This is a genomic window from Mycobacterium sp. NGS68 (assembly GCF_059812195.1).
Genome location: NZ_JCALCE010000008.1, coordinates 69,653 through 96,238, shown reverse-complemented (window position 1 = coordinate 96,238; position 26,586 = coordinate 69,653). Strand labels below are relative to the sequence as shown.

Annotated in this window: 25 protein-coding genes; 9 read left to right on the top strand and 16 right to left on the bottom strand. The window is 66.6% G+C overall.

Annotated elements, in window-relative coordinates:
• Positions 1 to 5: 5 nt before the first annotated feature.
• The 4 genes from AC5Y5V_RS11565 to AC5Y5V_RS11550 form a co-directional block, all read right to left on the bottom strand.
• A complete protein-coding gene (locus AC5Y5V_RS11565) occupies positions 6 to 605 on the bottom strand; it encodes a LemA family protein (RefSeq protein WP_499934500.1) in 600 nt (199 codons plus the stop codon).
• A 301-nt stretch (positions 606 to 906) separates the two neighbouring features.
• Entirely contained in the window at positions 907 to 1,932 is a 1,026-nt protein-coding gene (locus AC5Y5V_RS11560; protein ID WP_499934867.1) for an NAD(P)-dependent alcohol dehydrogenase, read from the bottom strand.
• Positions 1,933 to 1,940: 8 nt separating this feature from the next.
• A complete protein-coding gene (locus tag AC5Y5V_RS11555; protein WP_499934495.1) occupies positions 1,941 to 2,639 on the bottom strand; it encodes a metal-sulfur cluster assembly factor in 699 nt (232 codons plus the stop codon).
• Positions 2,636 to 3,676 (bottom strand): amidohydrolase family protein, encoded by a 1,041-nt coding sequence (locus AC5Y5V_RS11550; RefSeq protein WP_499934492.1) that lies wholly within the window; start codon positions 3,674 to 3,676, stop codon positions 2,636 to 2,638. Before AC5Y5V_RS11550 ends, AC5Y5V_RS11555 begins: the two co-directional genes overlap by 4 nt.
• 264 nt (positions 3,677 to 3,940) lie before the next feature.
• Here AC5Y5V_RS11550 and AC5Y5V_RS11545 point away from each other — a divergent pair, with 264 nt between their 5' ends.
• The 3 genes from AC5Y5V_RS11545 to AC5Y5V_RS11535 are packed head-to-tail and all read left to right on the top strand — an operon-like array spanning position 3,941 to position 7,685.
• On the top strand, positions 3,941 to 5,719 hold the full coding sequence (locus AC5Y5V_RS11545; protein WP_499934490.1) for an N-acyl-D-amino-acid deacylase family protein: 1,779 nt from the start codon (positions 3,941 to 3,943) through the stop codon (positions 5,717 to 5,719).
• The gene (locus AC5Y5V_RS11540) at positions 5,716 to 6,618 is read left to right on the top strand and encodes an alpha/beta fold hydrolase (protein WP_499934487.1); all 903 of its coding nucleotides are present in this window, start codon (positions 5,716 to 5,718) and stop codon (positions 6,616 to 6,618) included. Before AC5Y5V_RS11545 ends, AC5Y5V_RS11540 begins: the two co-directional genes overlap by 4 nt.
• Positions 6,615 to 7,685: an NAD-dependent epimerase/dehydratase family protein gene (locus AC5Y5V_RS11535; RefSeq protein ID WP_499934484.1), complete on the top strand. Its 1,071-nt coding sequence runs from the start codon at positions 6,615 to 6,617 to the stop codon at positions 7,683 to 7,685. Before AC5Y5V_RS11540 ends, AC5Y5V_RS11535 begins: the two co-directional genes overlap by 4 nt.
• Positions 7,686 to 7,704: 19 nt before the next feature.
• On the opposite strand, the gene AC5Y5V_RS11530 is transcribed toward AC5Y5V_RS11535, so the two are convergent.
• Genes AC5Y5V_RS11530 through AC5Y5V_RS11515 form a run of 4 tightly spaced genes read right to left on the bottom strand, consistent with a single transcriptional unit; the run spans position 7,705 to position 11,901 of the window.
• Positions 7,705 to 8,685, bottom strand: coding sequence for a DUF7064 domain-containing protein (locus AC5Y5V_RS11530; RefSeq protein ID WP_499934482.1), 981 nt, complete (start codon positions 8,683 to 8,685; stop codon positions 7,705 to 7,707).
• On the bottom strand, positions 8,682 to 9,752 hold the full coding sequence (locus AC5Y5V_RS11525) for a phosphotransferase family protein (RefSeq protein ID WP_499934480.1): 1,071 nt from the start codon (positions 9,750 to 9,752) through the stop codon (positions 8,682 to 8,684). Before AC5Y5V_RS11525 ends, AC5Y5V_RS11530 begins: the two co-directional genes overlap by 4 nt.
• Positions 9,753 to 9,769: 17 nt before the next feature.
• On the bottom strand, positions 9,770 to 10,330 hold the full coding sequence (locus AC5Y5V_RS11520) for an ERG2 family protein (protein ID WP_499934477.1): 561 nt from the start codon (positions 10,328 to 10,330) through the stop codon (positions 9,770 to 9,772).
• The gene (locus AC5Y5V_RS11515; protein WP_499934473.1) at positions 10,327 to 11,901 is read right to left on the bottom strand and encodes a flavin-containing monooxygenase; all 1,575 of its coding nucleotides are present in this window, start codon (positions 11,899 to 11,901) and stop codon (positions 10,327 to 10,329) included. Before AC5Y5V_RS11515 ends, AC5Y5V_RS11520 begins: the two co-directional genes overlap by 4 nt.
• Before the next feature lie 224 nt (positions 11,902 to 12,125).
• Between AC5Y5V_RS11515 and AC5Y5V_RS11510 the strand changes: the two genes are divergently transcribed.
• The 3 genes from AC5Y5V_RS11510 (at position 12,126) to AC5Y5V_RS11500 (ending at position 14,138) form a co-directional block, all read left to right on the top strand.
• Positions 12,126 to 12,704, top strand: a complete 579-nt coding sequence (locus AC5Y5V_RS11510; RefSeq protein WP_499934471.1) for a TetR/AcrR family transcriptional regulator — start codon at positions 12,126 to 12,128, stop codon at positions 12,702 to 12,704.
• Between the two features lie 132 nt (positions 12,705 to 12,836).
• Positions 12,837 to 13,694 carry a metal-dependent hydrolase gene (locus AC5Y5V_RS11505; RefSeq protein WP_499934466.1) on the top strand — a complete coding sequence of 286 codons (858 nt, stop codon included), beginning with the start codon at positions 12,837 to 12,839 and terminating at the stop codon, positions 13,692 to 13,694.
• 84 nt (positions 13,695 to 13,778) lie between these two features.
• Positions 13,779 to 14,138, top strand: coding sequence for a DUF4377 domain-containing protein (locus AC5Y5V_RS11500; protein ID WP_499934462.1), 360 nt, complete (start codon positions 13,779 to 13,781; stop codon positions 14,136 to 14,138).
• Positions 14,139 to 14,201: 63 nt separating this feature from the next.
• Here AC5Y5V_RS11500 and AC5Y5V_RS11495 read toward each other — a convergent pair whose 3' ends face one another.
• The 8 genes from AC5Y5V_RS11495 to AC5Y5V_RS11460 all read right to left on the bottom strand — a co-directional run bounded on the left by AC5Y5V_RS11495 (position 14,202) and on the right by AC5Y5V_RS11460 (position 22,096).
• Complete coding sequence (locus tag AC5Y5V_RS11495) at positions 14,202 to 16,115, bottom strand: PE family protein (protein WP_499934456.1); 1,914 nt, start codon at positions 16,113 to 16,115, stop codon at positions 14,202 to 14,204.
• 72 nt (positions 16,116 to 16,187) lie between these two features.
• A complete protein-coding gene (locus AC5Y5V_RS11490; RefSeq protein WP_499934452.1) occupies positions 16,188 to 16,937 on the bottom strand; it encodes a potassium channel family protein in 750 nt (249 codons plus the stop codon).
• 145 nt (positions 16,938 to 17,082) lie between these two features.
• The gene (locus AC5Y5V_RS11485; RefSeq protein WP_499934447.1) at positions 17,083 to 17,826 is read right to left on the bottom strand and encodes a hypothetical protein; all 744 of its coding nucleotides are present in this window, start codon (positions 17,824 to 17,826) and stop codon (positions 17,083 to 17,085) included.
• A complete protein-coding gene (locus AC5Y5V_RS11480) occupies positions 17,820 to 18,761 on the bottom strand; it encodes a hypothetical protein (RefSeq protein WP_499934443.1) in 942 nt (313 codons plus the stop codon). The genes AC5Y5V_RS11485 and AC5Y5V_RS11480 overlap by 7 nt, the downstream gene beginning before the upstream one ends.
• Positions 18,758 to 19,741 (bottom strand): hypothetical protein, encoded by a 984-nt coding sequence (locus tag AC5Y5V_RS11475; protein WP_499934438.1) that lies wholly within the window; start codon positions 19,739 to 19,741, stop codon positions 18,758 to 18,760. Before AC5Y5V_RS11475 ends, AC5Y5V_RS11480 begins: the two co-directional genes overlap by 4 nt.
• Positions 19,738 to 20,220 (bottom strand): hypothetical protein, encoded by a 483-nt coding sequence (locus AC5Y5V_RS11470; protein ID WP_499934433.1) that lies wholly within the window; start codon positions 20,218 to 20,220, stop codon positions 19,738 to 19,740. The genes AC5Y5V_RS11475 and AC5Y5V_RS11470 overlap by 4 nt, the downstream gene beginning before the upstream one ends.
• Positions 20,210 to 21,076 carry a DUF58 domain-containing protein gene (locus AC5Y5V_RS11465; RefSeq protein WP_499934429.1) on the bottom strand — a complete coding sequence of 289 codons (867 nt, stop codon included), beginning with the start codon at positions 21,074 to 21,076 and terminating at the stop codon, positions 20,210 to 20,212. The genes AC5Y5V_RS11470 and AC5Y5V_RS11465 overlap by 11 nt, the downstream gene beginning before the upstream one ends.
• An 18-nt stretch (positions 21,077 to 21,094) precedes the next feature.
• The gene (locus AC5Y5V_RS11460) at positions 21,095 to 22,096 is read right to left on the bottom strand and encodes an AAA family ATPase (protein WP_499934425.1); all 1,002 of its coding nucleotides are present in this window, start codon (positions 22,094 to 22,096) and stop codon (positions 21,095 to 21,097) included.
• A gap of 593 nt (positions 22,097 to 22,689) precedes the next feature.
• Between AC5Y5V_RS11460 and AC5Y5V_RS11455 the strand changes: the two genes are divergently transcribed.
• Genes AC5Y5V_RS11455 through AC5Y5V_RS11445 form a run of 3 tightly spaced genes read left to right on the top strand, consistent with a single transcriptional unit; the run spans position 22,690 to position 26,231 of the window.
• Positions 22,690 to 24,102: a PPE family protein, SVP subgroup gene (locus tag AC5Y5V_RS11455; protein WP_499934422.1), complete on the top strand. Its 1,413-nt coding sequence runs from the start codon at positions 22,690 to 22,692 to the stop codon at positions 24,100 to 24,102.
• A gap of 51 nt (positions 24,103 to 24,153) precedes the next feature.
• The gene (locus AC5Y5V_RS11450; protein WP_499934420.1) at positions 24,154 to 25,488 is read left to right on the top strand and encodes a PPE family protein, SVP subgroup; all 1,335 of its coding nucleotides are present in this window, start codon (positions 24,154 to 24,156) and stop codon (positions 25,486 to 25,488) included.
• A gap of 23 nt (positions 25,489 to 25,511) precedes the next feature.
• On the top strand, positions 25,512 to 26,231 hold the full coding sequence (locus AC5Y5V_RS11445; protein WP_499934416.1) for a hypothetical protein: 720 nt from the start codon (positions 25,512 to 25,514) through the stop codon (positions 26,229 to 26,231).
• Positions 26,232 to 26,586 lie beyond the last annotated feature (355 nt).

The following is a 26,586-nucleotide window of genomic DNA, read 5'->3' as shown; positions in this document are numbered from 1 at the left end:
CTAGATCAGAACTGGACGCGCGGAACCTCGCGCACCTCCGGACCGGCCGCCTCGAACAGTGCGGCCGCGGTGAAACCGAACATGCCCGCAAGCAGCGACGACGGGAACACCTCGCGCTTGTTGTTGTAGGTCATCACCGAGTCGTTGTAGGCCTGGCGGGCGAAGGCGACGCGATTCTCCGTTGATGTCAGCTCCTCCGAGAGCTGCATCATGTTCTGGTTGGCCTTGAGGTCCGGGTACGCCTCGCGGAGTGCCATCAATCTGCCGAGCGCACCGGTCAGCGCGCCTTCCGAGGCGGCCAGCTGACCCATGGCGGCGGGGTCCCCCGGGTTCGCAGCGGCGGTTGCCTGTGCCGTGACCGCGGAGTTGCGTGCCTGAATCACGGCTTCCAGGGTGCCGCGCTCGTGGGCCATGTAGGCCTTGGCGGTCTCGACGAGGTTCGGGATGAGGTCGTGCCGCCGGGTCAGCTGGACGTCGATCTGCGCGAACGCGTTCTTATAGGCGTTCCGCAGGCGGACGAGCCCGTTGTAGATGCTCAATGCGCTAAACGCGACGATCAGAATGATCGCCACGATCACAGCGAGCACGATAATGCCGATGACCACTGGCTCCACCTTCGCTCTTGATGGGGGCGCTCCCCCCGTGATCTCACAATTGTGGGTTCGTGGGTGGTAGCTGTGTCAAGGCCTGTAGGTCGACAGCCTGACCGCGATGCTGCGTGGCTTCGGTCAAGTCTGAGGCCTAGTATCGTCGGTGCCGCTCGATCGATCGCACCGACTCGCGGGGTTCTTTGGAGCTGAAGTGCTGCGAGTTGAGAAGACGCCGTTGGCAATTCCGCCACCGCACGCACCGCAATGCAAATCGCGACTTGTCCGACTCCTGGAGAAGCGGCCGGCCGGCTGATTTCTAGGGGATGAGGATGGCGCGTCCGCGGATGTTGCCGTTGTCGAGATCGGTGATGGCGGATTGGAAGTCGTCCAGGCGGTACTTCTGCGTATGCAGCCTGACGGCGCCGCGTGCTGCGAGCGCCATCAGGTCGCACAGGTCGTTGTACGACCCGACGAGGTTGCCGATGAAGTTGATCTCGGTAGAGATGACATCGATCGTCGGCACGTTGATGTTCTCGCCATAGCCGACCACGTGGTAGTCACCGGCGCGGCGCAACATGGCCACACCCTCGGCCGTCGCCCCGCCCTCGCCGACGAAGTCGACCACCATCTCCGCGCCGCGTCCGCCGGTCAGGTCGCGAACCTGCTGCACCTGGCTCCCGTCGGCGATGACGGTGTGATCGGCGCCGATCACCTCGGCAAGTTTCAGCGCGTCCGGGTTGCGGTCCACGACGATCAACTCGGCCGGTGACAGCGCCTTCAGCACCTGAATCCCTATGTGGCCCAACCCGCCCGCACCGATCACCACGCAGCGGTCCCGGGGCGTCAGATGCCTGGCGGCCTTCGCGGCCGCGTGATACGCGGTGAGGCCCGCGTCGGCGAGAGCCGCGATGTCCGACGGTTCGAGCCCATCGTCGATCCGTACCACGCTGCGCGCAGAGGTTTTGAGATATTCGGCATAGCCGCCGTTGGTGTCGATACCGGGAAAGGCACTCGCCTCGCAATGTACGTCGGCACCGGATCGGCAGGGCCGGCAGAGTCCGCACGTGATCAGCGGATGCACGATGACCTTGTCACCCTCGGCTACGTTGCTGACCGCCGACCCGACGGCGTGCACCCATCCCGCGTTCTCGTGGCCGATCGTGTAGGGCAACTGCACTTGGGACTTCTCCGCCCACTGGCCTTCCAGGATGTGCAGGTCGGTCCGGCACACTCCGGCCCCGCCGATCTTGACGACCACGTCGAACGGTCCCGTCGGTTTTGGTACAGGCACGTCACGCATTTCGAGGTTCTGGTGGTAGCCAATGACTTGGACAGCACGCATGGTGCTCATCAGAGTGCTCCTTCTCCGTGGGTCGGGTCGGCCCCATACCGGGTGCGCAGCAATCCGCGGCAAAAGTGGGTGTTTCCCTCGATGGAGATCCTGGTCGAGCGGGCTCGCCGCAGTGCCAAAGCGGCTTCTTCTGGCGGGTATTCGCGTCCGGCGTGGTCGACGAGCACTACCGCTTCGGGTGTGCACGGTAGGCCGAGTGCCGCGCGACGTTTGAGCAGTGCCGCCTTGGCGGGACCGTAGGGAATGTCGCAGAGGCGGACGTCGTCCAGCGTTTCCCGGCGCGCGTCGGTGCGCAGCACGGCGGACATGCAGCGCTCCATCGCCGCGTCATGCGCCTTGCGGCGGAACGTTTCTCGCAGGCCATCCAGGGACTCCTCGGCCTCTTGGCGGAAGGTGCCGAGGTAGCCCGCATCGGCGGCCAATCCCGCATTGATGGTCGCCGAGTCGTGGTGGTCGTCGAGTTCAACGACCACCTGTGACGTCCAATGCAGTTGTGTCAGTGCGTCCTTGGCGTCCGAGGCCATCAGGTACGCGAAGTTCGGCGAACAGAACGATGTCGGGAGGCGCAGGTGGACGGTGACGTCTCCGTCCGGCGACACGACGAGCGACCGCACGAACCCCAGCTCGGTGATGGATTGGTCGAGTTCGGGGTCGACGACGCAATTCAGTGCCGCGTAGGCGGATTCGTACCTTTTCATCGGGCACCCACCGGCTTGTCGGTGCCGTGCGGGCCAACCGCCGGCGCATCGGCGGCGGGCAGTCGCAATTCGGCCGGTACCGCGATGTCATACATCTTGGCCGCGTTCAGGCCCAGGATCTTCTTCTTCTGGTCGGTGGTGATGGATGCGTAGTCGCCCATGTCTTCAGGGATTTGAAAGTCGACGAACGCCTCGACCAGCCAGCGCGGCGTCCACAGCGCGTAATCGGAGGAGAACTGGATGCGGTCCTCACCGACCCAGTACAGCAGTTCACCCATGATCTGGGCGAAGTAGCGCGGTCGGGTGTGCATGAAGGGCATCGCCACGGCCAGGCCCGCGTGCACGTTCGGCTCTTGGGTGGCGATCCAGCAGAAGTCGTCGAGCCGTGGCAGGCCGCAGTGTTCGACGACGAAGTTCAGATCGGTGAAGTCCGATGCCACATGGTCGACGTCCGCGACGTCGAACGCGTCGCGATCCAGCGGCCGGATGGTGGGGCCCTTGTGCACGTGGATGTTTCGGATACCCAGTTCGCGGCACACCTCGAAGTAGCGGTACGCCCAGGGGTCGTCGAGTTTCCAGCCGCGTGACTCGCCGCGCCACTCGGCGGTGTACAGCTTCACACCCTTGAGGCCGAATCGCGCCGCGTCGACGCGCAACTGGTCCAGGCCCGCTTCGCCGCAGCGAGGATCGAAGTGATGGTTGTAGGTGAGTTTGTCCGGATACCTGGCGGCCAGCTCGGATGCCTCCCAGGTTTGCCCGAAGCCCCGGTGATAGAACTCGCCGAGGTGGGCCGGCTGGAATATGGCGTGGTCGACGTAGCCGTCGACGAACAGGTCTTTCATCAGCCGGCCACCACCCTGGTAGCGGAACTCCTCGTAGCTCCACAGCTGCGATTCCGGCGAAAGGTTGCGGTGATAGTCATAGAAGCAGTCGATGAATTGCTTGCCATGAATGTTGCGCTGGTTGTCGGGCCGGGCGTCCCACAGGGCGACGTGTGCGTCGACGATGAAGTAACTCTCGTCGTCCTTGCAATACATGGGTGGCCCTCCCGTCCGATCCTGCTCCGATACGATCCCGGTCAAAGTCTCACCGCCGAGGCCGCCAGATGTTGCCGATACCCCCTTATGGGTCGCAATCAGCGCATTTGCCTGGCTTTCCTGGTAACGTCGGCTCGATGATGCTTGGTTCGGTGCGCCCGCGACATTGATCGGGTCGCAACTGTATGAGACACTATCACTATTCGTCTCATACGTCTGCTGGGAATCGTCGGGACCAGCGACCGAATTCAGGAGGGAGCGGGCATGACGTTCGACACGATCATCCGCCAGGGGCGGTGGTTCGACGGCACCGGCGCGCCCTCGGCGGTACGCAACATAGGAATCAAGAACGGCCGCATCACCGCCGTGACGCCCAAGGAACTCGACGACGCCGACTGCGGCCGCGTGATCGACGCGTCGGGCGCCTGGGTGGTGCCCGGCTTCCTTGACATCCACACGCACTACGACGTCGAGGTGTTGAAAGGCCCGGGGCTGGAAGAGTCGGTTCGTCACGGCGTCACGACCGTGGCGGTGGGGTCGTGCTCGATATCGACGGTGCACGTCGACGCCGAGGACGCCGGCGACCTCTTCGGTCGAGTGGAGGCGATTCCGCGCGATCACGTCGTCAAAGCCATTCACGAGCACAAGAATTGGGCAAACGGCGAGGAGTACATCGCCGCCCTGGAACGACTTCCGTTGGGGCCCAACATTTGTTCGTTCATCGGTCACTCCGACATGCGGGTGGCAACCATGGGCTTGGAGCGTGCCACCGACCGCCGGGTCAGGCCGACGGCCACCGAACTGCAGCAGATGGAGCGGATGCTCTCTGAGGCGCTCGATGCCGGCTTCGTGGGAATGTCGGCGATGAATCTTGAATTCGACAAGCTCGACGGCGATCGATGCAGATCTCGCGCGGTGCCCTCGACTTACGCCAGAGCCCGTGAGTTCCGCCGGCTGAAGTCGGTGTTGCGCCGGCGCGGTGCCGTGGTGCAGTCGGCCCCGAATATCAGGAAGCCCAACGACCTGCTGTCGCACGCTGTACAGTCCGCTGGTCTTTTCCGCAAACCTCTCAAGACCAGCCTGCTGGCCGCGGCCGACCCAAAATCGAACAAGGGAAGCATATTTGCGCTCAAGGCGGTGTCGTCGTTGGCCAATGGCCTCGGCGGCAACTTCCGGTTCCAGCACCTGCCGGTGCCGTTCACCGTGTACGCCGACGGGATCGACTTCGTCATCTTCGAGGAATTCGGCTCCGGCGAGGAGGCGATGCATCTCGCCGATTGCGTCGAGCGTGACGAACTGATGAAGGACGAGTCGTATCGCCGCCGCTTCCGCAAGGACTACGACAAGCGGTTCGGCATCAAGGTTTGGCACCGAGACTTTTTCGACGCCGAGATTGTCGACTGCCCCGACACCTCGGTCATCGGGAAGTCTTTCGGACAGGTCGGGTTGGAGCGCGGCGGGTTGCACCCGGTCGACGCGTTCCTTGATCTGGTGCTCGAACATGGCAAGGCGGTGCGCTGGTACACCACCATCCAGAACCATCGGCCGCACGTACTCAATAAGTTGTCCAAGGATGCCCACGTGCAGATGGGCTTCTCCGACGCCGGTGCCCACATGCGCAACATGGCCTTCTACAACATGGGGCTGCGTCTGCTCAAACGTGTCCGCGACGCCGAGCAGGCCGGCGCGCCGTTCATGACCGTCGAGCGCGCCGTGCACCGCATGACCGGTGAACTTGCCGACTGGTACGGGCTGGACGCCGGGCATCTGCGGGTCGGTGACCGCGCCGACCTGGTGGTCATCGACCCCGAACACCTCGACGAATCCGTGGAAGCGTACGCCGAAGCGCCCGCCGAGCAGTATGACGGCATGGTACGGATGGTTAACCGCAACGACGACACCGTCAAAGCCGTGTTCATCAGCGGGCGACCCGTTGTTGTCGACGGCAAGCCTACGGACTTGCTCGGCACGGCGCGCACCGGCAGCTTCCTGCGCGCCGGGCGCCAATCGCCGGCGGTGGCCGCCGAGACCGCTTCGGCATGACGTCTGACATCGACCCCGAGATCCTCACGCTCGACCTGCCACACCTTCGGGTGTCGGCCCTGGCTTGGGGACCGCCGGACGGCCGGCTGGTGTTGTGCCTGCACGGCTACCCCGACACCGCCTGGACATGGCGGCGGCTGGGCCCGCTGCTGGCCAAGCAGGGTTGCCGTGTGATCGCTCCGTTCAGCCGCGGATACGCGCCGACGCAGATTCCCGACGACGGCGACTACCACGTCGGCGCGCTGATGTTCGACGCGGTCGCGGTGCACCGATACCTCGGCAGTCCACCGGATGCGGTTCTGGTCGGCCATGATTGGGGCGGGTTCACCGCCGTGGCGCTTGCGGCGCACCCGGATTCGCCGTTCGCGTGCGTGGTAGCCCTCGCCACTCCCCTGCTCGTCGGTATTCAAGGACGACGTGGACTACAGGTGTTGCGGCGCATGCCCGCACAGGCCCGCATGAGTTGGTACGTGCTCTATCAGCAGCTTCCGTTGCTGCCCGAACGCACGTTGCACCGGGTCGTTCCGCGACTCTGGCGGGACTGGTGTCCAGCCGGATACGACGCCACCACCGACCTGGAGTACCTGTGGGCGGCGCTGCCCGACCGGGCTCACCGCAAAGCGGCCGTAGCCTATTACCAATGCCAGTTTCAGCCCCGTCGGCAGCATCCGGCATATCGCCCGCTGCAACGTTTCTGGCGCCGCGCACCGCTGCGCAGGCCGTTACTACTGCTTCATGGCGCGCTCGACGGCGGCCTCGACCCGGGGCTGGCCACCGCCAGCGCTGCGGGTCTACCGGCAGGCAGCACACACGAGATCATCTCGGGGGCCGGTCATTTCCTTCAACTCGACCAACCCGAGCAGGTAAGCCGATTAATCGCCCGTCACATGGCGCGATGACGACGAACAACTGCGATCGCGACCCGAACCTCGGGCGAGTCCTGGTGACCGGCGCATCCGGATTCGTGGGAACGCACCTGGTTACGGCACTGCTCGAGCGCGGACTGCAGGTGCGCGCGTTCGACCGCGTACCGCCCAAGCTACCTCCGGGCAGCGGGGCCGAGGTGGTCACCGGCGATATCTGCGACCCCGACGCGGTAGCCGCCGTCGTCGAGGGGGTCGACACGATCTTCCACACCGCCGCAGTCATCGACCTGCTGGGCGGCGCTGCGGCCGGCCCGCAATACCGCGAGCGTAGCTACGCGGTCAACGTCAGGGGCACCGAGAATCTCGTACACAGCGCGCAGGCGAACGGGGTGACCCGCTTCGTGTACACCTCGTCCAACAGCGTGGTCATGACCGGGCGCGCCATCCGCGACGGCGATGAATCGATGCCGTACACCACACGATTCGCCGACCTCTACACCGAGACTAAGGTTGCGGCCGAAAGGTTCGTGCTAATGCAAAACGGGGTCACCGGCATGTACACCTGCGCCATCCGGCCCAGCAGCATCTGGGGTCCGGGCGATCAGACCGTGTTCCGCAAAACGTTCGAGGCGGTGCTCGCCGGGCATTTCAAGTTTCTCGTCGGCAGCGGACGTGCCCGCCTGGACAACACGTATATCCGCAATCTCGTGCATGGGTTCCTGCTGGCCGCCGAAAACTTGCATGCCAAAGGTAACGCGGGAGGTCAGGCCTACTTCATCAACGACGGCGAGCCGGTCAACATGTTCGACTTCGCCCGCCCGGTGGTGCAAGCCTGCGGACATCCGTGGCCTCGGCTACGGGTGCCCAGCGGCCTGGTGCGGGCGGCCATGATCCTATGGCAGCGGCTACATTTCACCCTGGGTCTGCCTGCGCCACTCATGGAACCGCTTGCCGTCGAACGCATCACGGTCAACAACTACTTCTCCATCGACAAGGCCGCGCGTGAGCTGGGCTATCGGCCGCTGCTCACCACGCAGGAGGCGCTCCAGGAGAGTCTGCCCTACTACCTCGAACTGCATGACGAGATGCGCGCGCACTGATCGGGATTCGCTTTGTCGATCAGTCCCGCTGCTCTAGTCCGCTGACGCGCCGGCCGGCGAGGAATCGCCGACTGAATTCCCGCTGCCCGGCGACGCTCCAATTGTCGTGGTCCTCGCCGAACGCGGTATTGCCGCCCCAGGCCCATTCGGTGAGGCAATTCCAGGTCCACAGGTTGGGATTGACCAGGAAGCCGAGCCGATTCACAACCACACCCGAGGCCTCGAGCTTGCGTCCGAGTTCGTCGACCGCACTCAGCCTCACCTGAGTCGGGGCACCCGTCTCGCGGTCGCGTTCGACGACGGTTCGTTGACCGCCGACCAGATTGGCCTTCGTGCCGTCCTGGACAAGGTATCCGTGAATGACGATCGCCGAGCCATCGCCGAAGTCCAGGGTTATCGCGAGAAAGGCATCGCCGGAATCCTTGGTGGCGTAGCTGTAGCCGCCCGTCTTGCAAGGAGTCTCGTGAATGCCCTGGCCGTACTGGGGCCGCCGGCCCCATGAGCGGTCTCGGAAACCGAACGCGTCGACGGCGATCGACTCACCGCGCAGCACGACCTCACCGGTGTAGCGGCCCGGTTGGTCGAGGTGATGTTCGCCGAGCAGGTGGGGCTGGGCGATACCGGTGAAAGTGAGGTCGACGTGGACCTCGTCGCCGTCGGGGTCGTCGTAACCGACAGCGAAGCGAGCGCCGGGCTCTAGTACCTCGTATCGAATACCATTGGCCAGCTTCAGTTTCGACAACGGCGCATCGGGTAGCCGAAGGTGCCAAAAACTTCTGGCGTACAAACAGTTCCACACTTGGTCTCCGGTGTCGTCCCAGAGGTAGGCGGCGGCCGCGACCACCCCGAGCGTGGGCTTGAAGAACGAATACAGCTGCCCCGACAGCCGGCGTTCGGGCACGGCGAAGGTGAACCAGCAGGTCTCTGCCCATTCGTGGTCGGTGCTGTCAACGGGAAGGTGGAACTCGTCGCCGGTGTCACCATGGGGTCCGACGCTCATCGGCGCACCGACGCTTGCTCGTCGAGGATCGCCGCCATCAGCCCGGTGGCCGGGTTGTCCCGCCATAGAGTGTGGTCGGCGGGCAGATTGCCGGCGAGCACCCAGCGGTTCATCACCGTCACGACGCTGGTCGCGAACCGGTATGCCGCAAACAGTTCGTACCAACCGAGATCGCCCACCTGGACACCGGCGGCCCGTTCGTAGCAAGCCACCTGTTCGGGACGCGTGGGTTCGCCGCCGAGGCGGTCCGCCTGGGAGCCCTCGTGCATCCACCGGTCGGCCAGCAGCCACCAGCCCAGGTCGAGTTCACGTTCCCCGACTGCGGTCCCTTCGAAGTCGGTCATGCACACTGGCTCTCCGGTGGTGGGGTTCCAGATGATGTTGCCCAGCCGGGCGTCGCCCCAGACGAGGACGACGTCCTCCGCCGCCGGCGGCGGTGGCAACGTGGAATGCAGCGCGTCGGCGGCACGCTCGAAGATGTCGGCCCGTCGTCCCCGTAACCCACGTCGCAGCAGCGTGTTCCACAACTCGAGCTGCCTGCGCCCGCCGGGAGGATGGCGGTCGTCGTGCAGGAAGGCCAGGCCGGCTGCACGCCACGGGGTGGTGTGTAGCCGGGCGAGCGCGTCGAGTCCGGAGGTGATCATCGTGGTCCGGATTTGCGGCGTGGTATCGGCGAAGAATCCCTCGATGGTGCACGCCGGATATTCGATGGGCACCACTCCGTCGACGAAGTCCATCACTAGAAAGGGGACGCCGATCACCGATGGGTCGGTCTCGACTACGACCCCGGTGGCGACCGGCACGATTCCGTCGAGCGCCCGCATGACCGCGGCCTGCAACGCTACGCCGGTTCCCACACCACGCGACTGCTCGGGATACGGCGATTCGCCTGCGGTGTCCCGACGAAGCACATGCTTGGTCGTGCGGCCAGCGACCGTCGCCAAGAAGACGACATTGTCGGCGGAGAACCCGCTACGCGGAGGCGCCTGCGGCTCCAGACTCACCGGGGCGCCCAGCCGATTCCCCAGCCAGGACCGCAGGCGGTCGAACAGTTCGCTGTCGTTCACGGCGCTCCGATTGTCAATTAGATCTTGCCTCGGCGCAGGCTGTTCGCGGTCAATTTCGCGTAGTACCAGGCGGTCTTGCCGACCGTAGGTGCGTCGACGGTGCTGAAGATCGCATCGGCGACGCCGAACGCCATCATGCTCGGGATGGGTCCGCGTGCGTATTCCAGCATGTAGGCTCCGCCGGGCGCCGAGTAGCCCTTGACGCGACCGCGGCCCAGGTAGGCAAAATCGCCGGGGTGATATTCGGCGCGGTCGAGTTCGCCCTCTTCGTAGCACCACACCTGCCCATCGAACACGAAGTCCCACACCTCGGTGGGATAGCGCCCTGAATGGCCCTCGGTGCCGATCGGGGTACCGAAGAGGATGAGGTATTCGGTCAGAGAGGCATGCAACAGCTTCATCTGCCCCATGGCGCCGCCGGCGTTATTGAGCAGCCACGGAATGTCGTCCCGAATATGTTCGGGATAGCGGTGTTTCAGGTCGGTGACGATCTGCTCGCACGCCGCCCTGCGGTCGTCGAGTCCGACGGCGGCTTTGGCGATGGCGTGCAGGTCGTCGGGGTTGAAGACGGTGGTCATATACCTACTCCTTCTGGCGCTGGACGCACCGTTGCAACATGGTCTGAGGTGCTGAACTGGTAATCGGATAGTGGCGAGTGGCGGGCGAACCGTCGCGAGCCCAGGATCGTCTGCGGCCGGTAGTACAGCGTCTCGCCGTGCGAGTTGACGAAATAGGTGCGTACCTTCGGGCTGCACTTGGTGACGTAAGTGTGATATGCCCTGGCACGCTTACTCATTCGCGCGTTCCACGCGTCGAAGGACTCCTGGCTGATCTCGACCACGGTCCGTGCGCCCAGTTTTCGGGTTTCATCGATGACGCGGGCCGCGTGCAGTGCCGTGGTCTCTACCCAATCCGTCCAGGCCAGCCCGACATAGCCGCGCGGGCCGACGAGGTCCCAACGATTGGGGAATTTCGGGTGGCAGGTGCCGGCGTAGCTGCGCAGGCCGTCCCGACGATACTCGTCGGCCAGGTCGACGCCGCCACGCCCGATGACCGTTCCCCGCCGATAGGTCTCGGGGTCGGTGTAGAGCTCGTAGCCGGTGGCGAGCACCAGCAGGTCGATGGGATGGCACCGCGAATCTGCTGTCTGCACACCGGATTCGGTCAGCCGCCGGATCGGCGTGGTGATCAGGCGCACCGAGTCGCGATTGAGCGCCGGCAGGAACGCGCTCGAGATGACGGGCCGCTTGGCGAACATCCCGTAACGGGGTAACAGCGCCGCGCGGTAACTTGCGTCATCGACGACGACGCGCAGCCAGGCGCGGTAGAAAGCCCGCCACCCGATGTCGTAGAGCGGAAGGATCCTCGTTAACACCCGCTCGGGCAGTCGGGACAGCAGATGCACCAGCGGCGCCACCACAAACGCATCCATCAGCATCCGCGCCAGCCAGTTCAGCGCGGCAAGCACCCCTGGGACCCTTTGGAGACGTTTGAGCACCGAAGGCATGTCGAAGTCGATCTTGGGCAGGATCCAAGCCGGAGTGCGCTGGTAGACGTCGACACTCTTGGCCACCGGGGCGAGGGCGGCCGCGATCTGGATACCGCTGGAACCGGTTCCGACGATGCCGACACGCTTGCCTCGCACGTCATAGTCGTCATCCCATGCGTTCGGCCGCAGGATCCTGCCGGCGAAATCGTCGACCCCTTCTAGCGCCGCAGCATGGTTGGTGTCGATGTAGCCGCCGACCGCGTTGACCACGAATCGGGCTGAAATCGGTTCCTTGCCCGCGATTTCGAGCCGCCAGCGCGCCGAATCGGCCTGCCAAATCTGGCGGATCACGGTGCTGCACGGTCGCAGCGCCGGGCAGAGGTTCAGCTCGCGCGCCGTCTGGCGCAGGTAGGCATGCAGTTCCGGGCCGGTCGGGAACAGCCTGGACCAATTCGGGTTACGCGCGAACGACAGCTGGTAGAAGATGCCGGGCAGGTCGACGGCAAGCCCGGGATAGTGGTTGTCGCGCCAGGTTCCGCCGAAGCCGTCGGCACGCTCGAGAATCACGAAGTCGGTGATATTCCTCCTGAGCAGGTGATAGGCGGTTGCGATCCCGCCCGGGCCGGCGCCGATGATGGCGACTTCCACTTCGGTCGGCATCGCACTCCTCGCCTTAGACGCTCACTGAAATAGTCTCGACCGGTGGCTCGGCCGCGCGGCCACCGCAGTCGGTCTCACGTCGATCAGGCCGTTGCCGGAGCGCTATGAGACGAATATTGAAACAATCTCACGAAACGGTTCCTACGTCAACAACTGCGCGGTGCGATCTGCTATCGTGAAACGCTCGCGGCGCAGGTCCGCGCCGTAAAAGGGAGACCGATCGCATGCCTGGCGACCTACGCAGCCGACTGGTCGCGGCCACGGCGGAGCTGATCGAACAGCATGGGCCGCTGGGCGTCCGCATCGACGACATCGCCGAGCGCGCGGGCTGCTCGCGAGCCACGCTCTATCGCCACGCGGCGGACAAGGACGAGCTGATCCGCGAAGTCATCGTGGGCCGGGCGAAGGCCATGGCCGGCATCGTTGCCCACCAAATCGAAGGCATCACCGATCCCACCGAGCGGGTGGCCCAGGGCATGCTGCTATTCAGCGACGCACTCCGGTCGGAGCGCTGGTACAAAGCGCTGCAGTCGCACAGCTACGGCCCCTACGCGTTGGCCCGCGTCGGTGGCGGCCTCGAGGCTATGACGTCCGTAGTCGCCCCGCTCGTGGAAGCCCTGTTGCGCGAATACATCGACGCTGGGCACCTGCGTGACGACGTCGACTTGCACGACGCCGTCGAGTGGCTGATGGACGTCCAGGTCGGCCTGCTCGAGCCCTTCGGCACACACTCACGCGAGCACCGACTGGCAATGCTGAAGCGCTACGCCATCTTTCCGCTAATCAAACCGCTGTCCGAGTAACGCCCCGGCGCGCCGGGCCGGATCGCGCCTTGACATCGCGGCGGCCCACGACGCATGCTGATATGAGACGAAATTTCAAATCGTCGCATTCGGCTGATCCATCAGCTTGAATGCGGTTCTCAGGAGGCAGCGATGAGCATGTTGAAGATCCGTAAACCGCCGTTCAGCTTCGACGCCGACTCCGCTCCGTACCTATGGCAGCCCGCCAACCCGGACTTCTCCGAACTGTGCAACGCGATCACCTTCGCCGCGCCGGCATTCGAGCGCTACATCGTTCAGGTCATCCAACTCGCCGCACCCCGGCTCGCCGGCACACCGATGCAGCAGGAAGCCGAGGACTTCCTACGCCAAGAAGCCCAGCACGCCCGGATGCACCGCAAGCACGCCGCCGCCCTGGTCGGGCAATTCCCGGGTCTCGCCCAGACCCAGAAGAAGATCGACCAGGCCTACACCGAGCTGTTGGAAAACGAGTCGCTCGACTTCAACATGGCCTACGTCACCGACATCGAAGCCACCTTCACGCCGTTGTTCGGGATGATGCTCAACAACGAGCGCACGCTGTTCCGCGGCGGTGCGGACCGGGTGGCGTCACTGTTTCTGTGGCATTACATGGAAGAGATCGAGCACCGGTCGTCCGCGTTCGGCATCTACGACACCACGGTGGGGCGCCGGTGGTATCGCCTGCGGGTACTTCCGAAAGTCATCCGCCACGTGACCGCGGTGATGGCGACCATCATCGAGGACCTCACCGAACACGTTCCCGCGGCCGATCGCGGAGCGGTGTCGGGAGAGGCCTTGAGCTTCAAATCGGCTGCCTTCCGCGACATTCCACGCCGCGACATGGCGGTCATGCTCTACCGGCTGGCCCTGTCCCAGGCGCCGTTTCACCGCCCCGAGCGGCAGCCCATCCCCGAGTTCACGGCCGTGTGGTACGAGGCGGAGACGCACGGGCGCGACATCACCCGGTGGTATGCCGAGGCGACCGCATAGCAACCACGAACTCGCCATCCGCGCGTTGCACGCGGCCTGCGCTGTGCGGGGCTATTCCCAAACCTAACGCTTATTCTCTTGGGCGTGGCTGTATCGACTGCGCCGATTCGAGGGATTTTGGCTGCCGCAGCGCTGGCGTCGACGGTCGCAGCGTGCGCGAGCTCCGCGGCCCAGCCGGCCGTGTTGGATCTCTACGTCGCCGATCAGACGAAGCCCTGCATGGTCGGCCCGAAACCGAGAGCATGCCTGCAGCTGCGCTGGGATCCGAACGAACCGTGGGAACTCAGCTGGAACGACACGTCTTCGATCGCGGGTTTCCAATACCAGTCCGGCTACTTCTATCACCTACGGGTTGAAAAGACGCCGCTGCCATATCCGCCGCCGGACGCACCGCAATACACGTTGCGACTGGTCGAAGTCGTGGACAAGCGGCCTGCCGGCTGAGTTCGGCGCCACGACCGCGCTCGGGCTGATTGCGCGGTAACGGTGTGGCTCGTGTCCGCCGAGTCAGACAGACTGCCCGTCGCCGCCCAGGTTGCCCCCGATGATCAGGCCCTCGGCGCCGGAGCCGGCGACGCCGACGACGCCCCCGTCACCTCCGTATTCACCGCCGCCGCCACCCACGCCTCCGGCCCCACCCAGGAGCCCCTTGGTGCCCGCGACACCCGCGTCGGCGTTGGCGGGATACGCCCAGGCGCCGCCGCCGCCACCCCCGCCGGTGTCGCTGCCACTTCCCCCGGCACCTCCGAGAGCGAGTTGCGTTGAGGCAGTGGTGATCGCGCTACCACCTGACCCTCCGGCCCCGGCGGCGCCGCCGGCGTATGCGGCTCCGCCGCCTCCGCCGCCTCCTCCGCCCAAGGCCATGTCGCCGCTGGCCTCCCCGAGCGCGCCACCGCCGGCGCCGCCTCCGCCACCGGTGCCGCCTGACCCGCCGGGCGCACCGGCGCCACCGCTGCCGCCGTCCCCGCCGAGCGCGAGGGCGACGGTGTTGCTGAGCTTGGTCGACGCGGCGCCGCCGGTGCCTCCGTTGCCGCCGTGGCCGCCGGTGCCGCTGCCACCACCGATGCCGCCGCCGCCAACCTGGCCGCCCTTGCCGCCCGCGCCGCCGCCACCCCCACCGCCGCCGTAGGTGGAGTGGTTTGCACCGGTCGCCGTCACGCCGCTGCCCCCGAAGCCACCGTCGCCGCCGACGCCACCGTTGCCGCCGGTGCCGTTGATTCCGTCGCCACTGGAACTGCCGCCGGACCCGCCGGCGCCGCCGTGACCACCTTGGCCGCCCTGGCCGGCCACGCTGGCAAAGACGTTTCCGCTGACGGAACCGCCGGCGCCGCCCACGCCGCCGCCGCCCCCCGTACCGCCCGCGCCACCGCTGCCCGCCTGTCCGAGGAATCCTCCGCCGGTACCTCCGGCCCCACCTGCGCCGGCGACGCCGCCGTCGCCGCCGATGCCCCCGGTTCCACCCTTCGCGGTGCCGTGTCCGCCGCCGCCTCCGTGCCCGCCGGTTCCGCCGTCGCCGCCCGCGCCACCGTGGCCGCCCGCCCCGCCCAGCAGGGCCTGATTCGCGCCGCCGGCACCACCGTTGCCGCCGGCCCCGCCGTGTCCGCCGCCCCCGCCGGCGCCGCCGGCCGCGGCGCTGTCGATGCCCGCCGCGCCCACGCCACCGAGTCCGCCGGCTCCGCCGGTCCCGCCGGCGCCGGACAGGGACAACAGCTGCCGATTTGCCCCGCCTGCTCCCCCGTTCCCGCCGTGGCCGCCGGCGGCTAAGGGGCTGGACCCGCCGGCACCGCCAGCCCCGCCGGTACCGCCGGCGCCGCCACCGATAAGCCCGTTGGCCCCGCCAGCGCCGCCGTTTCCGCCCGCGCCGCCGAGTACCGCGTTTCCGCTTCCGCCGGTTCCGCCGTTGCCGCCGTGGCCCCACAGGCCGGCCGACCCGCCGGCCCCGCCGGCCTGCCCGGTGGCGCCCGACCCGCCGGTGCCGCCGTCGCCGATCAGCCACCCGCCGTCGCCGCCTTTCAACCCGGATCCCGGAGCCGCATCGGCGCCGTTGCCGAACAGCGGCCGGCCCGTCAACAGCTTGACCGGGCTGGGTAGCCCCAGGCCCTGGACCTCACCGACCACGGCCGTCAGCGGGTCCACATTGGCCGCCTCGGCGGCCGCATACTGCCCCGACCCCGAGGCCAGCGCGTGCACGAAATGGTCATGAAACAGTGCCACTTTCGCACTGAGCGCCTGAAAGTCCTGGCCGTAGCCACTGAACAGCTGAGAGATCGCCAGCGAAACCTCGTCCCGCGCAGCGGCTATCACCGACGTCGTCTCGGTGGCCGCGGTCGCGTGGGCCGACCTTATCGCCGATCCGATCGCGTCTAGATCCGCCGACGCCGCGGTAAGCATTTCGGGTGATACCGATACGAACGATGACATGTGCGGCTCCTAATCGCCTGTTGGGCGGTAAGTTAGAGCCGACGACTTGCGAGATTCTTGCGGTTGGTTGGGCTATCGATCGGTGGTCGAGGCTACGCCGTCCTTCTGCGTGTCCGTTATCGCCGCCGTAAGTTGCGCGATCTGCCAACGCAGTTCGTCGATCTGCGCGGCCGTTGCGGCCTGCTGTGTGTTGTCTTCCTCCGCGACACGCTGCACGATCCACGTCGCCACCGTGGCAGTGATCATGCCGATGAGGCTGATCCCGCCGATCATGAGCAACACCGCGACGATCCGCCCATTTACGGTCACGGGATAAAAGTCCCCGTACCCCACGGTGGTAATGGTGGTGATCGCCCACCACACTGCGTCGCCGAAGTTCTTGATGTGGGCGCCCGGGGCGGAGCGTTCGGCGTCGAGAACGGCGAGCGAAGCCGCGTACACCAGGAGCACGGCACTGCCGGCGGTGTAGACGACGACCCGGCCGCGGATGGCGTCGCCGAACGCCTTTTGCAGTGCCGCGACGATGACGAGCAATCGGAGCAGACGAAGTGGCCGCAGGAACGGGAGGGCCACGATCGCGAAATCCAGCAGGTGCCGCACAAACCAGCGTCCGCGCTGCTCGGTCAGCGTAAGGCGGACCACGTAGTCGATGGCGAATCCGGCCCACAGCGCCGTCAAGGTCGCGTTGAGCACCCCCGAGGCAAGCGCGCCGGGATGTGCCAAGACCTTCACCGAGTAGGTGACCAAGAATCCGACGGCAACGCACGCAAGCGGCCATTCAGTGCGATCTTCCCAGCGTTCCAGCAGTGATTGTGAACTCATACGACCTCGTCTGATCAGTGCGCTGCTCGGCCTGTTCGGCCAGAACTCGAAATACCGTGGCCCGACTACGCCGAGGCTAAGGCAAACGTAACGACCGGCCCGCCACCAGGTGCACCCGCGCTCGGCCGCCGCGGAGTGCCTGCGGTCACGGCCGCTCTCCCGGCGGCGCGGCGCCGGCACCGTCACGCAGTATCTGGAGCAGTTTGCCGAGTTGATCACCTCCCGCCGGGTCGAGCCGACGCGGCGGGAGCTGCCGTCCGTCGGGCCCGACGGCGGCGGACGAGGGCGGTGGTGGCGCGGCCGGCGGCGGTGGCGGCGGGGCCGAAGGTGCCACCGGCGGCGGTGCTGTCAGCGCAGTTCTCTTTGCTGTCAACCGCTTCGCGGCGTCCTGGCGGATCGCTCGCCGCTGAATGTCCGGGTCGTCGTTGCCGGCGAAGCATGCGGGCGGTGCGTCCTCGACGACGGCCAGCGCGCTCGCGTACCGCTCCGCGGCACCGGCCCGGTCGCCCGCCGTCGCGGCGCGGTCACCCTGGGTTTCGCGGACCAATTCCAGGTTGACTCGCACCGGGCAGGACCCCGCGGCGTCGGTGCTGGCCAGCGCCGAGGTGAAGTGACGGTCGGCGTCTTCGAGCCTGCGGTCGAGTACAGCGGCGGTCCCCGCGGCGAACGGCGCCCTGGCCGGTTCCACCACGTTGCCCACGCCGAGGATCGCTGCATCGACCCGCACCGCGTTGCCATCGCCGCCAGTGAAAGCCGAGACGGCGGAATTTCCCACCACCACAACAGAGACCAGCTTGACCGCAACCAGCAGCGTCGCGACGGCAACTGGCGCCGGGTATATCAGCAGTCGACGACGCAGACGCAGTCGCGCCGGTCGCGGCGTCACCATGCCACGTCCCGCCGAGTGATGCGGCCGCGTCGGAACTCCCGGATGGCGAGATAGATCTCGATGAGCAGCAACCCCGCCGCGAGCCCCGCGAATAACCAGTACAGTTCGATCCGGTCGGCCGCCGCCCGAACGCCGCTGCCGTTGGCGGGCAAGTCCGGCCGGAAGGGCTGGCCGGCATCCCGGTGTAGGTACGGGACGGCAAGTCGGCCCGCGATTCCCCGCAGTCTGGCTTCATCGATCGCGTCGGTGCGACCGTAGCCGAGCACAGCTCCGCCGTCTACCGTGAGGTCGAGGTCACCCTGCGGCGCGCGTGAACCGGGTGCACCGGAACCGAAGTACAGCAACACATTCCGCGAGCCGGGATACTGCTGCACCGCCTGGACCAGCTGAGAGCGCAACACGTTTCCCGCCGCAGCGGCGTCGACATTCGATGCCGCACCGGGCGGCCCCTGTTCGGAGTTCAGAGCCCCGACTGTCGGACGCAGACTCCAAACATCCTCGGACAGAGGCCAATCCAGCGACGCACCCATGTCGAAGGTGACCAGTCCATACCTCGCCGCCGGGTATTGCTTGGTCAGCGCGATGATGTCGTCGCGCATCCCCGCGATCCGCGGTTCGTCGCTGCCGGCGACGCCGTAGTCGCCGATACCCGAGTCGGGTGACCGATCGACGACCAGGAACACGTTGAGGTTCGCACCGGCCATTGCTGTTGTCGCCCCGCGGTTGTCGGCGTGGCGAAGTTCCGGTCGGGTGGTCGCGACGATGAGCAGTAGCACCGCCAGAGTGACGCCGCTCCAGCGCAGCACGGCACGCCGTCGTCGTCGGGGTCCGCGCGCCGCCGGCAGCACTTGCAGCAACGTCACCAGGCGAGCCAGGGCGAGCGCGCCGACGATGACGGCGAGGATGGCCCAGGGCAGCACGGGCTGGAACGTCATCGACGTAACGCCAAAAGGGTCACCGACAGCACCGCCGACGACACCAGCGCGATCGCCAGCGGCACCGTTGGCGCGTCCGCAGAGTCCGCTGTTACCAGCCTGCCGTCAGCCAGGCGCGCCGGCGGGGCGTGCGCGCGGATCTCGTCGAGGGCCTGATCGACTGTCAAGGTCGGCGATCCGCGTCCCGGCGCGAGGTACCGCCCGCCCGTGTGCTGGGCAAGCGCGGCCAACGTGTCACTGGCGGGCGACGAGGCGGTGTCGACGACATTGAGTTGAACCCCGGCGCGTTCGGCTAGGTCCCGCACGCCGGCGCCGGTGAACAGTGCGGCACGCTGTTCCCCAGCAGAACGCAGGTCGGACGGCCCGAGATAGATCAGCGAGCGCCGGTGCGTGTCCCGCTGCTCGAAGTTGGGGAACCCCGAGATACACAGCGCCAGAGTGTCTTCCACGGTCGGGGCGTAATCGGTGTAGGGCACCGCCGGGGCGAACGACGCCGACTGCGCCGCGTCTGCGCGGGCGTAGGCACCGAACCGCGCCGCCGCATACTGGTAGTCGCGCGTCAGCGGCACGACGCGGCGATTGACCGATGTCAACCCGATGCGTTGGTTCTGATAGGTCGTGCTGGCCCGCCGCGCGAAATAGTCGAGAAGTCGAGCGGTCGCGGCATCGGTCACGGGTTGCCCGACACACAGCATGATGTCCTCGGGGTGAGCGGCGTCCAGACTCTCGCTGGGTCGGTTGGGACGGGCCGCCGCCCAGGTGGCGGCGCCGAACAGCAGCGTCAGCACCACCAGGATCACCACCGTCGCCAACGACCGCAGCCGGGCCACCTTCGCATACTCGGGCAGTCGGGTCAGGCGTGTGACGTTGGCCAGCGGGCGCAGGCGCTTGCGGAGAGCGGTCATGGGAAGCAATGCCGCGAGCGCGACCGCGGCGGCAAGACAGATCGATCCGGCGGCCGCCACGGGCCACCATTTCACGTCCAACAGCGGATCAACTCCTGCGCCGAGGCACTCACACCGGCCACTTCGACCCGGGACTCGACATTGAACTGCGCGTCGGCAAGCCGGCTCAGCAGCGGCGCGGCCGCGGCCACATCCGTGTCAACTTCGTCGGACAGGGCATCGACGTGCAGGTATTGAGCCGGCACACCGGTCGCCTGATGCAAGAAGCTGCGTACCGTCCGGCTGATCGCCGCACTCGCCTGCTGCGTCGATGTCCGCCCGGCAAGGTGCTCGTCCGCTTCGCGTTGCACGCAGCGGGCGAACCGGTTCCGCAGCAGTCGGGCGTGCACCCGCCGCACGACGGGGATATGCCGCAACCTGTGCGACGGCAACGTCCACACGAGAACGCCTGCGTACCAGCAGATGACGGCCAGGAACAGCAACACGCCCCACACCAGCCACCAGGACGAGTACGGCTGCGGACCGAACACGTGCCGTAGCAATTCATCCGGCACGGCGGCCCACCTCTGTCAGGCCGACGAGTTCGCGCCGGATGACGTCGCTGCCGGCAATAATCGCGTGCGGGATCGCGCGCTTGGTGAGGAACTCACGCAGGCGCTCGCGACGTTCCCGCTCGGCGGCGCGGTAAGCGGCGACGACCCGCGGCCCGAGGTCGGCTCCGTTGAGGACGAAACGAGCGGTGGCGACGTCGTACCCGTCGTTGTCGTCGGGGCCCACCGCGGGCATGTCTGACACCATCGCCCACATGATGTCGTGGCGCGCGCCAAGTTTGACGAGTGTTTCATTCAGACGTGGGTCGATGTCGGGCTCGTCGGAAACCGCGAATATCAGCATGGTGTGTCGGTAATGCGTTGCGACGTAGTCGAGTTGGGCAGCGATGTCGCTGAGGCCGGGGTGGGTCGTGGTGTGCTGGTACCAGCGGTGCAGCAGTCCCTCGACGTGCGTCTCGCCGCGCCGTTGGCCAACGTTCACCGAGCCGCGGACGTCGCCGTACACCATGCCGATCTGATCGGAGCGTCGCAGGCCGATCAACCCCACCGCGCCCATGATGTGCGCGGCGACGTCGCGTTTGGACTCCCCGCTCGGCGCGAGCGCCGACATGTTGCGACCGGCGTCGGCGACGAGCAGGATCTTGTGGTGCTTCTCGGAGACGAAGCGCTTGATGAGCACGGTGCCCGAACGTGCGGAGGCTTTCCAGTCGATGTCTCGAACGTCGTCGCCGGGAACATACGGGCGCAGGTCGTCGAACTCCAGGCTGCGAGTGTGCACCAGCGCGTAGCGACCGCCTTCGAGAAGGCCTCGGGTGTCGGTGCCGAAGTGTGCCTTTGCCCGGTTCAGGTGCTTGCCCACGGTGATCCTGCCGGTAACTCAGGGGATCCGGACGACCCGTAACGCGGCGTCGATGACGACCTCGGGAGTGATGTTGGAGCTGGCCGCTTCGAAACCGAGGATGAGCCGATGCCGCAGCACGCGGTGCGCGAGCTTTGCGATGTCGTCGGGCAGCACGTGCGCACGTCCGTAAAGCACCGCTCGCGCCCGTGCCGCTTTGCAGAACGCGATCGTGGCGCGTGGGCTCGCGCCGTACTCGACCAGACGCGCGATCTGCTTCGGTAACGCCCGCGCGGGATGCCGGGTCGCGTCGACCAGTTCGCTGGCATACAGCATCAGCGCACGATCCATGTGGACGTGGCGCACCACCTGCTGGAGACGCAGCACGTCGTCGAGGCTGACCACGGGCGCGGTGGGGCGTCCCTTGTCGTAGATGCCCGCGTCGATCCGCGACATCACCTCGACTTCCTCCTGCGGGGAGGGATACCGCACGATCTCCTTGAGCATGAACCGATCGGTCTGCGCCTCGGACAGCGGATAGGTGCCCTCCTGGTCGACGGGATTCTGCGTGGCGATGACCAGAAACGGATCCGCGATGGGGTGCTCTTGCCCGGCAATCGTGCTCTGCCGCTCCTCCATCGCCTCGAGCATCGCGCTCTGGGTCTTTGCACTGGACCGGTTGATCTCGTCGAGCAACACGATGTTGGCGTGCACCGGACCCAGTTGGGTGACGAACGAATTGGTCGCCGAGTCGTAGATCTGCGTGCCGATGATGTCGCTGGGCAGCAGGTCGGGCGTGCACTGGATGCGTTGGAATCGGCCGTGGATCGACTCGGCGAGCACCTTGGCTGCGGTGGTTTTGGCTAGGCCAGGCACGCTTTCGAGCAGGACGTGGCCGCCGGCGAGCAGACCGATGAGCAGCGACTCGCGTAGCTCGTTCTGTCCGACGATCTTCATTGCGAACGCCTCAGAAACGGCGTCTGCAATCCGCCGGACGTCGTCGACCTCGCTTTGCTTCGGCTGTGTCTGTGAGGTAGTCATACGTCCGCTGGGATACCCGAGCCCCGTTTTTTGACACGCCGGACCGCCCCGCGCACGTCCACTCGGCCCGTCGCCTCCCGCACGTGGTTGGTGTACCGCGAGCAAGAGGAGGGCCGGCTAACGGGCTGCCAGGGATTCCGCGCGCGGCGGCCAGCAAAGCGAACCGCTCGGCGATGAACGCGGTGCGCGGCGGCTGGCGCCGGTCCTTATCCACCCGCGCTCCACGGATCACCTTCCGCCTCTCGCCCGAACGGGAGAAATTCGAGGCGCCGGGAATAGCTGACAGCTCCGGTGCGGCCTGCTAATCGAGTGATGTTGTGGCGGTGCGTATTCGGCGGCTATGCGATGCCTTGGAGAGTCATGTGAAATCTCATTGCGCGTCGTTTGGACGAGGCGGGTGCGAAAGTCCCGTTAGGCGACGGTGCGGTCGACGCGCCGCCGGGCGACGACGCCCACCCAGGCCGTCTGGTCGACCGGCGCCACAAGCCCAGCTAATGTACCGTGGCTCGCGGGTGATTTTCGCTGACGGGTAGCACCACGAGCGGTACAGGTGATTTCGCCCCGCGCACGGTGCATTACAGGAGCAACGAGCCATGGATTTCGCGAGCTATCCGCCGGAGGTCAACTCAGCGCGTATGTGGGCGGGCGCCGGGTCAGGACCGCTATCGACCGCCGCCGAGGCCTGGGACGCACTCGCCGCCGGACTGCATTCGGCGGCCAACTCGTACCAAGCGGTGATATCCGGGTTGACCGCTGGGCCCTGGTTGGGGCCCGCGTCGGCGTCGATGAGCGCCGCGGCGGCGCCGTATGCGGCGTGGTTGCGAGTCACCGCCGCCCAGGCCGAAGAAGCCGGCGCTCAGGCCAAGTCCGCGGCCGCCGCCTACCAGACCGCGTTCTCGGCCACGGTTCCGCCGCCGATGGTAGCGGCCAACCGCAGTCAGCTGACGGCCCTGGTCGCGACCAATGTGTTCGGCATAAACACCCATGCGATCGCCGCCACCGAAGCGCAGTACGCGGAGATGTGGGCCCACGACGTGGCGGCGATGTACGGCTACGCAGCCTCGTCCGCCTCGGCGACGGCACTGACGCCGTTCGACCCGCCCCCGCAGACCACAAACCCGGGCGGCCTGGCCAACCAAGCCGCCGCCCGGGCCGGCGGCATCGCGGACAACTCGGTTCAGCGAGCCTTCTCCGCGGTGCCCAGCGCACTGCAGAGCGCGGCCGCAGGGACCCCGGCAGCGACCGCAGCGGAGGAACTGGAGTGGCTGAGCCTGGTGGCCGATCTGTCCACCATTTTCTTCGGCGTATCCGCGGGCATCGCCACCTTTGGTATCGGCGTGCCCGCCAATGTGATCGGGGTGACGAGTTTCCCCGTGACTGTCTACGGCACCATGGCGGGTCTCCACACCGACGAGATCCTCAGCGGCTGGAACGGCGAGGAACCATTTCCGAGCAGTAAGCCGGCGCCGGTGAAGCCGTTCCCCGCGCCGCTGCTCAACCTGCCGGCGGGCACGGTGCCGTCACCGAGGCTGTCGGCCGGTCTGGGCGAGGCGAACGCCGTCGGAGCGTTATCCGTGCCCCCGGCGTGGACCGTAGCGACCCCGGCGGTGCGCCCCGTCGCGTACACGCTGCCGGCGCTGCCGAGTACCGCCGCCGGTGCCAATGCCGCCCCCACGGCCGGAGCCGGCCTGGGCAGCACACTCAGCCAGATGGCCCTGGCGGGGCTGGCCGGGCGGGCGATCGCCGGAACCATTGGAACCGGCGGAACCCGGGGTGGCGGCAAGGTGGCCGACAACTCAAATGCGCCCGCTCGCAACAGAACCGCCGCGACAGCCGGCGACAAGGCGGCAAGTGGCGAAAGGGGCGGCGAGGAGCCCAAAGCCAAGCCGCGGGCTGTTGTCACCGGAGTCGCAGCAGAGCTACGCGAATTCGCCAAGCTCCGCGACGACGGGATTTTGACCGACGAGGAATACACCGAGCAGAAGAACCGCCTGCTGGGTCGCTGAACCGCGCGTCTGACGAAACCCCACGGTCGTCCAGAAAAGGTATTTACAGCAATGGATTTCGGGATCTATCCGCCGGAGATCAACTCCGGTCGGATGTATGCCGGTCCGGGGTCGGGCCCGATGCTGGCCGCTGCGCAGGTTTGGGGCAGCGTGGCCGACGAGCTGTATAGGACGCTCAGCGGATATCAGTCGGTGACGTCGGAACTTACCGAGGGGGCTTGGTCGGGTCCTTCGGCCGCGGCGATGAGCGCAGCGGCGGGGTCGTATGTGGAATGGCTAAACGTCACCGCCGCACAAGCCGAGGAAACCGCCGCCCAAGGCCGGGCGGCGGCCGCCGCTTACGAGGCGGCATTCCTATCGACGGTGCCGCCACCGGAGATCGCCGCCAACCGCAGCCTGCTGGCGCTGCTCGTGGCGACTAACTTCCTCGGACAGAACACACCGGCGATCGCGGCCACCGAGGCGCTCTACGCCGAGATGTGGGTGCAGGACAGCCTGGCGATGTACAACTACGCAGCGTCGTCAGCGGCTGCAGTCGTGCTGACCCCGTTTACCTCGCCGCACCAGAACACCGACCCGGCCGGAACGGCCAGCCAAGCCGCCGCGGTCAGCCAAAGCGCCTTATCGGTTGTGCCGCAAGCGTTGTCCGCCATATCGGTGCCAGCCCAGGCTGGCCAGCTCAGCCTCCTGGCGACTCTGGCCGCGCTCCTTATCGTTGGGCCGAGCGACGCACTCACCCTTTTCGGGGTCCTACCGGCAGATGTGATGTCTACGATCGTCGACTTTCCTATCGCCTCGTTCACCGCTGCTTCGGGTGTCGGTGACGATCACACTTTCAGCAGCTGGGACGGCGAGGACGCCTGGCCGGATATCGGGCCGGCACCGGTGGAGCCGTTTGTGGCGCCCCTCGCGCAGCTACCCCCTGGCGGGCTTCCTGCGCCGACGATGTCAGCGGCCTTAGGCGCGGCGAACTCGATCGGCCGGTTGACGGTGCCGCCGAGTTGGACTGTCGCCGCACCCGAAGTACGCCCGGCCGCACTCGTCAAGCCGCTGTCGAGCGCGAACCCGGCGGCGGGCCCGGCAGCAGAATTCGGCGCCACAAACACCCTGAGCCAGATGGGAATTGGCGGAATGGCCGGACAGGCGATGGCCGGCCCGTCGGTTGGTGCGGACGCCGGGAACGCCGGACCGGCGCGGCTCACGGGTGGCACCGAGGACCCACCGGCCGACGACGATGTCGAGGTCGTACCCGCGCCACGGACCGTCATGACCGGCGTCGCCGCCGCGATCCGCGACATCGCCGTACAACGCGCCGCCGGACGGCTGAGCGAAGAGGAATACGCCGAGCAGAAGAAGAGACTGCTCGCAATCTCGCTCGGGCCGTAGACGCTGAGCCATACACTTGCCGCGTGAACATCAGCGAGCTCATTGCCGGCGTAGCGACAGCCCCTGTCCGGGCCGGCGTCAAGGTGGCCGACGCCGGTCTGGCCGCCGCGGCCATGGCGCTCGGGGCTGTGAAGCAATCCTTGGGCGAGGACGTGCCGAAGACGGTAGACCCGATCACCGATCTATTTCCGATTCGCGGCGCACTCGTCGGCGCGAACCGAGTTGCCGAATTAACCGAGAACGACAGGGCGATGGGGCGCGCTCTGGTCCGCGGCGGGCCGGCGGACAAGCTGATGCGTCCGGGTGGGGTGGTCGATATGTTGGACGCGCCTGGCGGATTGCTCGATCGGGTGTCCGCTGGGAGTAGCTCCTCGTTAGAGCGGATCCTGGCGCCCGGCGGGCTCGTCGACCGACTGCTCGCAGAGGACGGGCCGTTAGAGCGCATGTTCGCCGAGGACGGCATCATCGAGCGGATGTTTGTCGAGGACGGCATCATCGACAAGCTGCTGGCGAAGAATGGACCGCTGGAACAACTCACCGAAGCCGCTGAAATCCTGAGCCGGCTCCAGCCCGCCGTGGAGAGGTTGTCACCTACCGCCGAGACCCTTGAGTCTGCCGTCGATGCCCTCAACCGAATGATCAACTCGCTGAGTGGCATCGCAGACCGAATTCCGCGGCGGCGGTCGACGCGGCCTGCTGTGCGTGCGAAGCGCAGCGTGGACCAGGCTGCGGTCGAGGAGTGAGCCGATCGGCTGAAGTGGGGCGGGCGGGGCTCGAACCCGCGACCAACGGATTATGAGTCTTGCTGACCTGGCAAAATCCGGCCAATCTAGCCGCCTTGTAGCGCGTATAGGTGATCTATCTTGAACCGTTAAATCCGTTGTCTTTCATTATCTTTCGTTGAATCAAGGCATTCATTTGCACGGTTCGAATCATTGTCGCAGCTCAGACCCACCAGGGCGGGGGTGCTGCCCGATTGCTGCCCGCCGACCGGCCTGGGCGGATTTGCTAGCACTTTGCGGTATTGAATCGCCGGTATCCAAGTCGGCGCATTGGACCTGACACGCCCAGCACACGGGGTTTGGAGTGGTCGAACAA

Bases quoted from the DNA above. Each gene is read 5' to 3' on its own strand.
- AC5Y5V_RS11495 (WP_499934456.1), bottom strand. From the start codon at position 16,115: ATGTCATCGTTCGTATCGGTATCACCCGAAATGCTTACCGCGGCGTCG.
- AC5Y5V_RS11485 (WP_499934447.1), bottom strand. From the start codon at position 17,826: ATGGTGACGCCGCGACCGGCGCGACTGCGTCTGCGTCGTCGACTGCTG.
- AC5Y5V_RS11455 (WP_499934422.1), top strand. From the start codon at position 22,690: ATGGATTTCGCGAGCTATCCGCCGGAGGTCAACTCAGCGCGTATGTGG.
- AC5Y5V_RS11515 (WP_499934473.1), bottom strand. From the start codon at position 11,901: ATGCCGACCGAAGTGGAAGTCGCCATCATCGGCGCCGGCCCGGGCGGG.
- AC5Y5V_RS11550 (WP_499934492.1), bottom strand. From the start codon at position 3,676: ATGTATTGCAAGGACGACGAGAGTTACTTCATCGTCGACGCACACGTC.
- AC5Y5V_RS11450 (WP_499934420.1), top strand. From the start codon at position 24,154: ATGGATTTCGGGATCTATCCGCCGGAGATCAACTCCGGTCGGATGTAT.
- AC5Y5V_RS11510 (WP_499934471.1), top strand. From the start codon at position 12,126: ATGCCTGGCGACCTACGCAGCCGACTGGTCGCGGCCACGGCGGAGCTG.
- AC5Y5V_RS11505 (WP_499934466.1), top strand. From the start codon at position 12,837: ATGAGCATGTTGAAGATCCGTAAACCGCCGTTCAGCTTCGACGCCGAC.
- AC5Y5V_RS11460 (WP_499934425.1), bottom strand. From the start codon at position 22,096: ATGACTACCTCACAGACACAGCCGAAGCAAAGCGAGGTCGACGACGTC.
- AC5Y5V_RS11535 (WP_499934484.1), top strand. From the start codon at position 6,615: ATGACGACGAACAACTGCGATCGCGACCCGAACCTCGGGCGAGTCCTG.
- AC5Y5V_RS11560 (WP_499934867.1), bottom strand. From the start codon at position 1,932: ATGCGTGCTGTCCAAGTCATTGGCTACCACCAGAACCTCGAAATGCGT.
- AC5Y5V_RS11490 (WP_499934452.1), bottom strand. From the start codon at position 16,937: ATGAGTTCACAATCACTGCTGGAACGCTGGGAAGATCGCACTGAATGG.
- AC5Y5V_RS11545 (WP_499934490.1), top strand. From the start codon at position 3,941: ATGACGTTCGACACGATCATCCGCCAGGGGCGGTGGTTCGACGGCACC.
- AC5Y5V_RS11480 (WP_499934443.1), bottom strand. From the start codon at position 18,761: ATGACGTTCCAGCCCGTGCTGCCCTGGGCCATCCTCGCCGTCATCGTC.
- AC5Y5V_RS11530 (WP_499934482.1), bottom strand. From the start codon at position 8,685: ATGAGCGTCGGACCCCATGGTGACACCGGCGACGAGTTCCACCTTCCC.
- AC5Y5V_RS11555 (WP_499934495.1), bottom strand. From the start codon at position 2,639: ATGAAAAGGTACGAATCCGCCTACGCGGCACTGAATTGCGTCGTCGAC.
- AC5Y5V_RS11540 (WP_499934487.1), top strand. From the start codon at position 5,716: ATGACGTCTGACATCGACCCCGAGATCCTCACGCTCGACCTGCCACAC.
- AC5Y5V_RS11520 (WP_499934477.1), bottom strand. From the start codon at position 10,330: ATGACCACCGTCTTCAACCCCGACGACCTGCACGCCATCGCCAAAGCC.